The organism is Dokdonia pacifica (assembly GCF_900188275.1).
Taxonomy (GTDB): Bacteria; Bacteroidota; Bacteroidia; order Flavobacteriales; family Flavobacteriaceae; genus Dokdonia; species Dokdonia pacifica.
In genome coordinates this window covers 756,283-769,323 of the sequence record NZ_FZNY01000001.1, presented here as the reverse complement: position 1 = coordinate 769,323, position 13,041 = coordinate 756,283, and the positions used below count along the sequence as shown (strand labels likewise).

General features: G+C 34.9%; 12 protein-coding genes. 4 read left to right on the top strand and 8 right to left on the bottom strand.

Going from position 1 to position 13,041, the window contains the following annotated elements; translation table 11 throughout:
- Nucleotides 1-26: 26 nt before the first annotated feature.
- On the bottom strand, nt 27-2,669 hold the full coding sequence (locus CHB80_RS03490; protein WP_089370032.1) for a T9SS type A sorting domain-containing protein: 2,643 nt from the start codon (nt 2,667-2,669) through the stop codon (nt 27-29).
- Between the two features lie 152 nt (nt 2,670-2,821).
- Between CHB80_RS03490 and CHB80_RS03485 the strand changes: the two genes are divergently transcribed.
- Nucleotides 2,822-3,397, top strand: coding sequence for a DNA-3-methyladenine glycosylase I (locus CHB80_RS03485; RefSeq protein WP_089370031.1), 576 nt, complete (start codon nt 2,822-2,824; stop codon nt 3,395-3,397).
- A 49-nt stretch (nt 3,398-3,446) separates the two neighbouring features.
- On the opposite strand, the gene aat is transcribed toward CHB80_RS03485, so the two are convergent.
- The 4 genes from aat to CHB80_RS03465 all read right to left on the bottom strand — a co-directional run bounded on the left by aat (nt 3,447) and on the right by CHB80_RS03465 (nt 6,928).
- Entirely contained in the window at nt 3,447-4,085 is a 639-nt protein-coding gene (gene aat, locus CHB80_RS03480) for a leucyl/phenylalanyl-tRNA--protein transferase (protein ID WP_089370030.1), read from the bottom strand.
- A 12-nt stretch (nt 4,086-4,097) separates the two neighbouring features.
- Complete coding sequence (locus tag CHB80_RS03475) at nt 4,098-5,456, bottom strand: short-chain fatty acid transporter (RefSeq protein WP_089370029.1); 1,359 nt, start codon at nt 5,454-5,456, stop codon at nt 4,098-4,100.
- Between the two features lie 172 nt (nt 5,457-5,628).
- A complete protein-coding gene (locus CHB80_RS03470; RefSeq protein WP_089370028.1) occupies nt 5,629-6,012 on the bottom strand; it encodes a DUF3127 domain-containing protein in 384 nt (127 codons plus the stop codon).
- A gap of 40 nt (nt 6,013-6,052) precedes the next feature.
- Complete coding sequence (locus tag CHB80_RS03465; RefSeq protein ID WP_089370027.1) at nt 6,053-6,928, bottom strand: flavin reductase family protein; 876 nt, start codon at nt 6,926-6,928, stop codon at nt 6,053-6,055.
- Between the two features lie 170 nt (nt 6,929-7,098).
- On the opposite strand from CHB80_RS03465, the gene CHB80_RS03460 reads away from it, so the two are divergent.
- Together CHB80_RS03460 and CHB80_RS03455 are read left to right on the top strand one after the other, a co-directional pair.
- Nucleotides 7,099-8,292, top strand: a complete 1,194-nt coding sequence (locus tag CHB80_RS03460) for a sensor histidine kinase (RefSeq protein WP_089370026.1) — start codon at nt 7,099-7,101, stop codon at nt 8,290-8,292.
- The gene (locus tag CHB80_RS03455) at nt 8,285-8,866 is read left to right on the top strand and encodes an NUDIX domain-containing protein (RefSeq protein ID WP_089370025.1); all 582 of its coding nucleotides are present in this window, start codon (nt 8,285-8,287) and stop codon (nt 8,864-8,866) included. The genes CHB80_RS03460 and CHB80_RS03455 overlap by 8 nt, the downstream gene beginning before the upstream one ends.
- Here the strand turns inward: CHB80_RS03455 and CHB80_RS03450 are convergent.
- Nucleotides 8,858-9,250, bottom strand: a complete 393-nt coding sequence (locus tag CHB80_RS03450) for an HIT family protein (RefSeq protein WP_089370024.1) — start codon at nt 9,248-9,250, stop codon at nt 8,858-8,860. The genes CHB80_RS03455 and CHB80_RS03450 overlap by 9 nt on opposite strands.
- 5 nt (nt 9,251-9,255) lie before the next feature.
- The gene (gene greA / locus CHB80_RS03445; protein WP_089370023.1) at nt 9,256-9,732 is read right to left on the bottom strand and encodes a transcription elongation factor GreA; all 477 of its coding nucleotides are present in this window, start codon (nt 9,730-9,732) and stop codon (nt 9,256-9,258) included.
- A 216-nt stretch (nt 9,733-9,948) separates the two neighbouring features.
- Between greA and CHB80_RS03440 the strand changes: the two genes are divergently transcribed.
- Nucleotides 9,949-10,371, top strand: coding sequence for a Rieske (2Fe-2S) protein (locus CHB80_RS03440; protein WP_089370022.1), 423 nt, complete (start codon nt 9,949-9,951; stop codon nt 10,369-10,371).
- A gap of 73 nt (nt 10,372-10,444) precedes the next feature.
- Here CHB80_RS03440 and CHB80_RS03435 read toward each other — a convergent pair whose 3' ends face one another.
- Nucleotides 10,445-12,817, bottom strand: a complete 2,373-nt coding sequence (locus CHB80_RS03435; RefSeq protein WP_089370021.1) for a TonB-dependent receptor — start codon at nt 12,815-12,817, stop codon at nt 10,445-10,447.
- Nucleotides 12,818-13,041 lie beyond the last annotated feature (224 nt).

The following is a 13,041-nucleotide window of genomic DNA, read 5'->3' as shown; positions in this document are numbered from 1 at the left end:
ATAATGAAATACAATCGTGTTTTCTTTTATTTTTTAATGATTTGTTTGTATTCAGAAGCTCCAGAAATAGCTTGTAGTGAGATAAAGTATATGCCTCTATCTAGATTACTCATGTCTATTTGACTATTTAAGCCTTCTAAATCTTTAGTTTTAATAGATTGCCCTAGACTGTTATAAATAGTTAGTTTTTCTAAAGGTTCATTACTATTAATGTATAAAATATCTGATGTAGGGTTTGGATACACCTCAAGAGTTATTGCAGCACTATCATCTATAGCCAATGTTTCTACAAAAGTAGTTTCTGTAGTATTTGTAATGATAGGAGGATTAAAATCAAAGAAGATATAAGCAGTATTTTCAATGGTATCTCCTAGTACTACATCTTCCTTAGGTTTTATTTTATAGGAAATAAATCCGTTACTTCCTTCAGGATCTGCATCTTCATGCGGTAAGTTTATATCATCAAATATGAAAGAAATGTCACGCCCATTCATTATTTCTGTTCTTCCAGGATGGCTTAGTGATTCTATAACGAGTGTTGTCCAATCTAATTTTTCATCCAGTTGATCTGCTACTCTAACATTGATAGCTGATGCAGTTCCTGTATTTTGAAAACGAATTAAATAATGTAAGTATTCATCTGCATCTTCAATAAGGACTTCTTCTCCTTCAAGACATGTTTTATCATTTGGGTCATAGGAATTCACCACGATTTGATTTAACTCAAAGGTATTATCATCAGGTGTTTGATCGTCATTATTTGGAGAAATAGCTGCTATATATTGTAGAATGTCATCACCGACAACAGTGGGCGGTTGCTCTACAAGCATGGTGATATCAATAGTTCTACTAGTTAACGGTTGAAGGTCTGTAAAATCCCAAGAGAGTATATTCCCATTATTATTGGTAGGGACAGGATTAGCTAGCTCAAGATTTACAAGGGCATCATCAAAGGTAAGGTCAACACTTCCAGAGACCGTGGTCGTACCTATATTGGTATATATAATTTGGTAATTGGCTTCAAATCCAGGCCTTGCCTCACTTGTTGGAATTAACGTTACAGATAAGTCATTTAGATTGGTAGTAGCTGTTATACAGTAATCTATATTTTCAGTTTGACCAAACCCTGTAAAAGTATTTTGATGTATAATTGGGTCTGTTGCAAAATAATTAGGTAAACCAAGCACTTGAGTATCATAGACTCCTTCCAAAACATATATATTAAAATCTCCGGTCAGTTCAGCTATAGTTGCAAATTCAGTTACCCCATCGGTACTATGTACCATGGTAGAAATAGCTTGGTCATTTGGATCACATCCATCATTATTTTCATCATAAGATATAGTGCCTGTAAGTTGATTTGTGTCTCCTAAACTTCCTGGACAAGACTCTAGTAGTGTTGCTGAATCTGGAACATTAAAATTTGCGAGAGCATAATCAAGTTCATCAACACATATAACTGCAAGGTTATCATTATTATCAACTCTAAATTTTACACCTCCTATACCTCCTCCAGAATCGTCCAGAGAGCATGGAGAATCTGGATCAAGATTTGTGTTGTTACCGTTTTTAATATTAATGTATTCTAAATCTGTATTTGAGGCAGTCACATAACAGAGTTTATTGTTATTACTAAGGTCAAGCGATGTTAGATTTGAGTTTGATAATTGTATAGATCTTAATTCAAGATTTTGAGAGACATCTATAGAAGTCAATCCTTGCCAAATAATAAGAGATCTTAGATCTAAATTATTACTGATATCTACTGTAGTCATTCCAGAGTATCCAACATATAATGCCCATAATTCAAGGTTTTGAGATAAATCTAATTCTGTTATATCTGAAAACTGAGTTGCAAGGTATTTTAAGCTAGGAAAAATACTAGTGTCAAGTATTGAAATCTGAGTAGAACCTACATCGATATTTTCTAATTCTATTTGGGAATTAAAATCATCAAAATTTGTAAATAATGCTCCTGATATATCAATGCTTTTGAGATTATTTAATGATAGATCTAATGTGCTTATATCTGTTAAAAAAACGTTGAGACTTTCTAGTGCGAGATTATTGGATGTATCAAGAGTAGTTAAATTATTACCTCCAGTATTCAAAACTAATAAATTGGTATTGTTAGAAATGTCTATACTAGAAAGATCATTATTATTGATATAAAGCTCTTCTAGAGCAAGATTAGATGATAAGTCTATTTCTGTTAACTCATTACCTCCAGCACGTACGATTACTAAATCTATATTGTTAGAAATATCTAAATCTAAGATATCATTATTGCTTATTGTTAATACTTCTAAGGCAAGATTAGAAGATATATCTATTTCTGTTAGTTCGTTACCATTTAGTCCAATATCTTTTGCCCAAGGAAGTACACTTATATCCGCAGAGGTGATATCATTATGACCAATAATAAATTTTTCTATGGATGTAAAGTTTTCTAAACCTGTAATATCTGTGATTCCTTTGAATTGTAAGTTCAAGTGCTCGTGATTAAAATTTGCGGCTTCGCTTATTTCAATTTCGTTATTATTATTAGTGTCAATTGTTGGATTATGGTTCAGCAATGCATTCTTTAAATTTTCATCGGGAAAGTCAATAATTTGCGCTTGTATCGCTCCGTATATGAATACAAATAGTAATAATGTAATTTTTTTCATGATGATTGGTTGATGTATAAACAAGACTCAAATCTTTTTAAAGGGTTGCTTTAAAAAGATTTATTTATTGTTTTGATGGTTTTTATTAGTTTACTTTTTTAAATGTAGTGAAGGGTATATCTTTATAAGATAACTCCGATAAATGATTACTTATGACAAAACACAAGTGTGGTTGGTGTGTAGGCGACGATCTATACGAATCTTATCACGATAATGAGTGGGGAACTCCTCTAAGAGATGAGGATTTATTATTTGAATTTTTAGTCTTAGAGACTTTTCAAGCGGGACTGAGTTGGATTACTATTTTGCGTAAGCGAGATAATTTTAGAGTAGCTTTTGATCGTTTTGATTATAAGCGTATTGCGCAATATGATGAAAATAAAATTGCAGATCTTCTTCAAGATGCGGGCATTATCCGTAATAAATTGAAAGTACGTGCAACGGTCACTAACGCACAATGTTATATGGAGATCCAAAAAGAATTTGGCAGTTTTTCTAAATATTTATGGGCATTTGTAGATGATACACCCATTCAGAATAGTTGGAATCACTATAAGGATTGTCCTGCTAATACCCCATTGAGTGATCAGATAAGTAAAGATTTAAAAAAGCGAGGTTTTAAGTTTGTAGGGTCTACGGTGATCTATGCATTTATGCAAGCTATTGGGATGGTCAATGATCATGCGGTAGGTTGTTATCGTTATAAAGAGGTGCAAGCGCTTTCTTAATACTCATTTAGCTTCTCTCAGACGGAGAGGGATTTAAGTTACTATTCATTTAAGATAGATACTTTAAAAAATCTTCTCTAGGAATTTCTTTGGCTCCCAAACTAGCAAGGTGATTTGTGTATGTTTGACAATCAATAAGACGGTAGTTTTGCTGGGTTAGCTTTCGCGAAAGCGTAATAAATCCTACTTTACTGGCGTTGCTCACTTTGGCAAACATACTTTCTCCACAGAAAATACCTTTGTCTTTTAAATCGATGCCATAGAGCCCTCCTACCAATTGATCTTCTTGCCAAACCTCTACAGAAATACAGTGCCCCATTTCGTATAGTTTTAGATAAGCTTCCACCATAGCATTAGTGATCCAAGTGTCGTGTTGCCCTTCTCTTTTGATGCGTTTACAGGCTAGAATAACTTCAAGAAAACATTGATTATATGTCACTTTAAAGGAGTTGTCACGTAACACTTTACGCATAGATTTTGAGACATATACTTCTTGAGGCTTGACTACCATACGCGGATCAGGACTCCACCATAATGCCATTTGCCCTTCATTAAACCAAGGGAATATTCCAGAATAATAGGCTAACATCAACCTATCTGGCTGTAAATCTCCACCTACGGCAAGTAACCCGTCTTCTTCGGCATGAGAAGGATGAGGAAAAGCGATATGATCTGTGAGAATATGCATGCTAGTTTTTAATCATAATAACAGTAACCCTAAGATATAAATAGCGCTTCCTACTACCATAAGAATAAGAGTGTAAGGAAGTATTTCTTTGGCTTTTAGTTTTGTAATGCCTAATAATGGTAATGCCCAAAAGGGTTGTAACATATTGGTGACTTGATCTCCATAGGCCAATGCCATGATTGCTTTGGGTAAAGGAACGCCTAGTGAAAGGGCGCTTTCTATAACAATAGGACCTTGAATGGCCCATTGCCCGCCACCGCTTGGCACAAAAATATTGACGAGTCCTGCGCTAAAAAATGTAAATATAGGGAGTGTTGTTTCTGTAGCAATTGCAATAAATCCATCACTGATCATCGTCACCATTCCTGTGCTTTTCATGATTCCCATGATTCCAAAATACAATGGGAATTGAATTAAAATTCCACTGGCTCCCCCAATGGCTTCTTCTACAGCTTTAAGGAAGTTTTTGAAATTTCCGTGTAGGATAATACCTAACCCAAGCATTAGGAAATTAAGCATATTAGGAGATAATGACTTTCCATAATATCTAGCAAAAAAGGCAATAAGAAGTATGAAACCAAACCCTATAGCTAGTAATTTAGAGTTGTCGAGTTTGTCTTGTTTTTGAGGGTGTTCAGAAAACTTTTTAGAAGTACTAAAATCAGGGAGTGCGGTTGTTTTTCCATTTCGCGAAAGCAAATAAAACGTAAAAGGAATTACGATCAGAAGGATTCCAAAAATGAGAAGATTCCACCAGCTAAAAATGGTTTGTCCATCTGTTATTTTACTAGGAAGTTGTGCAATAACTTCTGGTGATGCAATGCCATTCATTAATGAGGCAAGATGCCCTTCTTCGGCTACTTTTAGTGGAGCAGACCCGCTCATACCTCCATGCCAAACCATAAGTCCAATATATCCTGCAGCTCCTACAAGAGGATAATTGATTTTAAAACCTTTCTCTACGGCGGCTTCTCCAATTTTGCGTGCTATAATAGCGCCAAAAATGAGTCCTAATCCCCAATTAAAAAATGCGACAAGCATGGTTGTGATGCTTACAAGAATTACAGCACTTGAAGTATCTTTTGCATATACGGTTATTTGAGAGATTAACCAGTTCATGGGTTTGCTTAATACCAATACGTGGCCTAAAACGAGGATGAGCATCATTTGATAAGCAAAGACCAATAAATTGTTATTCCAGATGCCTTCTTCCCAAAATGTTAGAATCGTAATAGGATGTGCTGTTTCAGAAGGGTTTTCTGTAAATAATAATGCTAACACCATAGTGAGTAGTGTTAATATAATGGCTATTACGAAAGGAGATGGAATATACTTTTGAAAAAGCGTTTCTATAGTTTTTGTGATAGACATATGGTGATTACGCGATTACGATTTACAGAGAGTAGAAAGATACTAAAAAGGATTTATGAGTGATACGGGTAAAAAGCTTTTAAGTTATGATTGTAAATCGGGCATAAAAAACCCGCAGCTAAGGGGATAACTGCGGGTGAAGTGGAACTTTTAGGGGTTCCAAGATGATTACCTAAAAAGGTAAATCATCATGATCTTCAGTATTCAGGTTACTTGCAGGCTCAAAAGCATCTGCTGGTGGTACTGGTGGCATATCTGGAGCTCCTTGTGGTGCTGCAGCTTGTAAGTTTTCTATGCGCCATCCCTGTATACTATTAAAATATTTTGTTTCGCCTTGTGGATTTACCCACTCGCGACCTCTTAAATTGATACTAATTTTCACATTTTGCCCAACTTGATAATTGTTTAGCAAATCTGTTTTATCCTGAACAAATTCCACCATAATATGCTGTGGATATTGCTCTTCTGTTGTCACAACGATTTCACGTTTTCTGAATCCATTATTACCGAAGGTTTGTGTTTCTCCGATCATTTTTACTTTTCCTTGTACTTCCATCTCTCAAATAAGAATTATAGGGTGTAAATGTAGCTAAAAATTAAAGTTTAGCAAGCAGAACTTTCCACGCTTTATTCACATTTTGTTCAATGAGATACTCTTTTGCTTTTGTATGTAGCATATTTTGATCTCCTATTTGCACTAATTTGCTAATTTCAGGAGTTTCGGTAACAAAATCTGAAATTTCTTTTGCTGTAGGAAGTTGCTCTACATTACCTAGCATTCCAAGATCATTTCCTGTGAGTATGGTACTTAATCTAATAGATTCAGGAATTTGATCTATACCTATTCCTAATTGTGCAATAGGTTTTGGAACTTCAAATAACCCTTTATTTGCACGGCTATACCAATTGCCGCCCATACGAGCTACTTGATCTATTTTTAACGGATCTATGGCGCCATTAGTATCTAAAATGTCTTCTTTTATGTGTATTTTAACAATTTCGCATATTACGAGATTTCCTGCACCACCTTCAGTCCCCAGAGGCTTTACTTCAATTACCTTACATTCAAACTGCACGGGAGATTCTGCTACACGAGGAGGCTGTATGGTTTCAGAAGCAAGCTCTGTAAGTCCCGCTTTTGTAAACTCATTAATGCCTTTTGGATATGCAGTACTCGCTAAACTCATTTGTTGTACCATCGCATAATCTACAATGTTTATGGTAGTTTCTGGAACTTCCAATACATTATCTAAGGTGTTTTTTGTACTATTATCACGACCACTTCTAGAAGGAGAAAACACTAAAATAGGAGGGTTTGCACCAAAAACATTAAAAAAACTAAAAGGAGCTAAATTTACATTCCCTTTTACATCTACAGTACTGGCAAAAGCTATGGGACGTGGTCCTACAGCTCCGGTCAAATGTCCAAATAATTTTGGAATAGCAATTTCCTTTGGATTTATTGTTTGCATATAAAGTGTTTTGTCAAAGGTAGGAAAAGAGAGAATGCAATCATAAAACGATATATACTATAGGTAAGATTCTTTCGTTTGTTGCTTAATTGGTAGTAGAAGCAAAGTTTTTCCTTTTTCAAGGTGTATTTTTAAGACTTTAATTCTATATTTAATGAAAGTGCTTTTATATGAATTTTAGTCCGAAGCCTCAATACGCGAGGTGGTTTATGATTATATCTTCCCTAGTGATTACCACACTTATTCTGTGGAATGTACTTTTGTTTTTTGAGCAACTTAAAGAATCTGAGCGTAGTAAGATGGAAATATTTGCTGCAGCTCAAAAAGCACTTGCAGAAACAGCAGATATTTTACCGAAAGGAAAAGATGCAAGACAATTAGATGCATCATTAAGTAATCTATATCTATTAATTGTTTCTGGGAATAATACCATCCCAACACTTGATTATAATATTGAAGATGAGGTGTATATACCTCTCAATATCCCTAATGGAGATGCATTGTCTCAAGAAGAATTAGCACAACTTGCTAAGGAGTATGCGCTTACCAATGAGCCTATAGATATTGTATGGGATGGTGTAAAATCTAGTACTATTTATTATGGAAATTCATCTACATTGGGCCAAATTAAATACTTCCCTATAGCACTTCTTGTTATTGTCATATTGTTTATAGCCATTATTTATTTTTACTATTTGACTTCAAAATCTTCTGCTCAGAATTTACTTTGGGCTGGGATGGCAAAAGAAACAGCGCATCAGATAGGAACACCACTTTCATCCTTAGTTGGATGGACAGAAATCTTGAAAACAGAAGATGTGAATCCTGATTATATTAAAGAAATGGTCAAGGATATTGATCGGTTAGAGACTATTACCGATCGTTTTAGTAAAATCGGATCTATACCTGATTTAGTAGAGGTTGATATTATAGAAGAAACCAAAGTTACTTTTGATTATTTAGAAAATCGAAGTTCAAAGCTCATTAAATTCTCAATAGACCTTCCAGAAGGAGAACTTCCTGTGATGCTTAACAAGCAATTATATGGATGGACTATTGAAAATATGTTTAAGAATGCCATAGATGCGATGAAAGGAAAAGGAGATTTGACGGTAGTGATTACTCGAGATGCAAATTATGCCAAAGTACTTATCTCTGATACAGGTAAAGGAATTCAAAAGAATAAATTCAATAGCATTTTTGAACCAGGCTTTACTACTAAAAAACGCGGTTGGGGATTAGGATTATCTCTCGCAAAAAGAATCATAGAAGAGTATCATGACGGTAAAGTAGGAGTTCTTAAAAGCGAAATAGATAAAGGAACAACCATGCAAATTCAATTAAAATTGGTAAGTGATGCCTGAGTATATAAAGAATATTAAAAAAACCTTATTATCAGATAACTGGGCAATCTTACATAAAGTTACGTTTGATTATCGTGACTCTAAAGGAAATTGGGAGCCCCAAGTACGCGAAGTATACGACCGAGGGAATGGTGCAGCCGTTATTTTATACAATAAAGAAAAGAATACTGTTATTTTAACAGAGCAGTTCCGAATGCCTACGTATTATAATGGAAACCCAAGTGGAATGCTTATTGAAGTATGTGCAGGGTTGTTAGATCATCATGATCCAGAAACTGCCATAAAAAAAGAGATAGAAGAAGAAACTGGCTATCATCTTTCTAAGGTAGAAAGTGTCATGGATTTATATATGTCTCCGGGTTCTGTAACCGAAACTGTTCATCTCTTTATAGCTGCTTATTCCGAAAAAGATAAGGTAAGTGAAGGAGGCGGTGTTATAGAAGAGCATGAAGATATTTTGGTACATGAGTACGCTTTCGCGAAAGCGTATAACATGATCAAAACAGGAGAAATTAAGGATGCAAAAACAGTGATATTATTGCAGTATCTAAAATTACAAGGGATCTTACGCTAAATGTGCTTTAATATCTTGAATAAGTTGTTTAAAATCATCTGAAGTTAAGGATGCCTTATTGATAAAACGTGCATCTTCCATAGATTGTAAGGGCAGTAAATGTACATGCACATGAGGTACTTCTAATCCAATCACACTTACACCTATACGCTCGCAAGGCACAGCTTTTTCTAAAGCAATAGCTACGGTTCTAGAAAATGCCATTAAATCAAGATAAGCCTCTTCTGAAAGATCAAAAATACGATCTACCTCTTCTTTAGGAATACATAAGGTATGCCCTTTGGTATTAGGGTTTATATCTAATATTGCAATATGACGATCATCTTCATGAACAATGTGTCCAGGAATTTCGCGATTAATAATTTTTGTAAAGATACTTGCCATTACTTTTAGTCTCTTGTGATTTCTATAACATCAAATTTCATAACACCTTTAGGTACTTGGATTTCGGCAACATCGCCTACTTCTTTCCCTAAAAGTCCTTTTCCAATAGGAGAATCTACAGAGATTTTACCTGTTTTTACATCGGCTTCATTTTGGGCCACAAGTTTATAGGTCATTACCATTCCATTGATTTGGTTTTTAATCTTAACAGTAGAGTGTATAAGTACTTTACTAGTATCCAATTGGGATTCATCTATGATACGTGCATTAGAAGCAAGTTCTTCCATTTGTGAGATGCGCATTTCTAGCATTCCTTGTGCTTCTTTGGCAGCATCATATTCGGCATTTTCACTTAAATCTCCTTTATCTCTAGCTTCTGCAATTGCTTGTGATGCTTTAGGACGTTCTATATCTCGTAAATGATTAAGTTCGTCTTTAAGTTTTTGTAAACCTTCGGCAGTGTAATAATTTACTTTACCCATATTCTGTATTTTTAATGCCTTTTAGATAGGCGTCATTGTATAACATAAGAATTCCCGACAGGGCGGGAATAAAAAAATCCCACTTTCACGGGACATGTATTACGAATATACGAAATATTTTACTGGGTACGTCGTTTTGTAGTAAATTGCAAACTTTACTGTGTATGCTTTCGCGAAAGCGTACTTAGTTTTCATAAACACTTATAAAATATTTACATGCGTAATACCTTACTTTTTAGTTGTATCATTTTGCTATTAGCAGGATGTTCATCAGATGATAATAGACGTTCTAATAATCCTTTTATTGTTGATATTGGTTTTTCAATTCAATTAGGAAATATCAATGCGTTAGATTTACAAATCCCAAGTAACCCTATATATGTTCCTAACGGAGGAGTGCGAGGTATTTTTGTAATCAATACAGGTAGTGGATTACTTGCATGGGAAGCATCAGATCCTAATCACAGTCCTAATGAATGTTCTACAATGGTGATAGATGGGATTGAAGTAGTATGCCAGTGTGACGATGCACATACGTATAATCTTTTTACAGGACAAGCATCGGGAGAGGTCTTGGATTTTGCAATGGTGCCTTATCGTGTAGAGCAGAGCGGCGATGTTATTGTTGTTTCTAATTAATAAAACAGACATATAGAAAGATAAAAAACCCACTCAATCGAGTGGGTTTTTTACATATAAGAATATATTTTTATTAAAATCTCAAGGTAGTTCCCACTAAGAAGTTAGTACCTGCTTGCGGATAAAATCCTGCACCTTCAACAGTAGTGATTTCTCCAGGAACACTAAAGTCATCATCAAACGTAAAGAAGTATCCATTAGAGATAAATCGCTCATCAAATACATTATTAACCAATAGGTTTAATGTAACTCCTTTAAAAAATGCAATTTCACCCAATTCGTAGGTTACATTAAAATCATTTACAAAATAACTATCTAAAAGTGAAGTAGGGCTGTCTATATTTCCTAAGTATTGCTCTCCTACAAATTTTGATAAGAATTGTAACGTAAGTCCTTTTACAGGAACATATTGAATAGTGTTTCCAGCTACAACATCAGGAGAGAATGAGATGTTTGTATCTCCAAGATTTTGTAATACACCATCTCTTTGAAATAAGAAATCTTTATTCTTGTTGGTACTTACCGCAAGATTTGGATACACACTTAATTTTGAAGTTAGTTGTACCGCAGCCTCTATTTCGACACCAGCTCTATAACTCTGTCCACTATTAGTACGTATAGGTGCTCCTACATCATCAATGCCAGAGACAACTAGTTGATCGCGGAAGTCCAGATAATATCCGTTTATATTTAGCTTTACTTTTGATGAATTATATCTCCATCCTAATTCAAAATCATTAAGACGTTCTGGTCTTGGTGCGCCATTTTCAAAATCAGTACGGTTAGGCTCACGATTTGCTCTTGCATAACTTCCATAAAATTGATTTTTTTCATCAAGTTTATACGTAACACCTGCTTTAGGGTTGAAAAAACTATATGATTCATCTACAATAAATTCTTGTACATCAGAATTAATACCATCTGTTTCATAATTGATAAACCTTCCTTGAAGATCTCCATATACGCTCCACTGATTGTTTACTCTATAGGTAGCTTTCGCGAAAGCAGAAAATTCTCCCTTTTCTCCCGTTCCAAAATAATAGTTGTCACCTATTTCAGAATCACTTGCAAAACGTGCCCAAATAACTTCACCAAAATGATCTCCATTATACTGACTCCAGTATAATCCTGACGTAAAATCCCATTGCGTGTCTTTATAATTCACATTGGCATTTACCACATAAAAATCATTGTCTAACCAACGACGGCGAATAAGATCTGAAGTTTCAATAGTCTCACCACCAATAGTAACAGGAGAGATGCCATAAAAGTCAAGATCGTCATCTTCTTCATATTCTTCAAAGAAACCACGTCCATAGGTGTAGTTAAAACTAAGGTTAGTGCTCCAATTGTTATTATATCGTTGATTCCAGTGTACTTGATAATGATCTTGTTTATAATCATCTACTTGGTTTTCATGAAATCTGATATTTCCATTTTCATCTGTAAACTGACCTGCAGGATTAAACGTTGGGTTGTTTGCTGCTGTTTCTGCATCTACTCCAAACCAAGATTGGTAGGTTACCTCAGATCCTGCAAAGTTGATCACTTTGATTAGCGTATTATCATCTTTATATGCTGCTTGAAGGAAGTATGATTTTAGATCTGACGATGCACGATCTATATATCCATCAGATTTTATTTGTGATAAACGACCTGAAATTTCTATGTGATCATTTAAAAGTCCTGTACTGAACTTTACATTATGACGTCTAGTGCCAAACGATCCAAATGAGTGTGATGTGCTTCCATAAGCTTCGTCAGATACTGCATCTGTTAGGATATTTAAACTTGCTCCAAAAGCTCCTGGTCCGTTGGTAGAAGTTCCTACACCACGTTGTAATTGTAGGTTTTCTACAGATGAGGTAAAGTCTTGTAGGTTTACAAAAAAGCTAGTAGCACTCTCTGCATCATTATATGGAATTCCATTAATGGTTACGTTAATTCCTTGATTTCCTGTTCCACGTACTCTAAAACCAGTATATCCAATACCAGCTCCTGCATCTGAGGTGGTTACCACATTAGGAAGGAATTTGATTTGTGTAGCAATATCTTGCCCTAAGTTACGCTCTGCCAGTTGCTCTTTACTCAAGTTGGAGTGGGTAATTGGAGAGTCTGCATTTACACGTACAGCACGCACAAGTACTTCATCTAGTTTACCATCAAGTCCAAAATTAATATCTAATATAGCATCTTTCGTAACTCTAATAATATGCTCAATTTCTTGATCTAAAGCCTTAAAGATAAGTGTGTGAGAACCTCTTGTTAATTCAATAAGATACTTCCCGTTCACATCTGTAATTACTTCATTTGTTCCTCCTTTTTTGGTTACAATTGCTCCTGAAATAGGGCCATTTAAATCACTTACTGTTCCAGAAACCGTGTAGGTTTGACCAAAACTAATAACTGTACATAGTACAAAAACAATAAATAGGATTTTTTTCATCCGTAATGTTGGTTTGTTAAGAATAAAAAGGGTAATTATCCTGGTTTTTAAAATAGAGAATACCCCATACAAAACGTACGGATTTGAAGAGTAGTTATATATTAACATATAACGATCTCAAGCCAAATAAAATCAGGATTAGGCCAACACGCCTCCTGACTCCTTCGCTAAAAATGTCTACTAGACATTTTTTTAACGCTCGGCTCCCTAAACAGCATTATCTG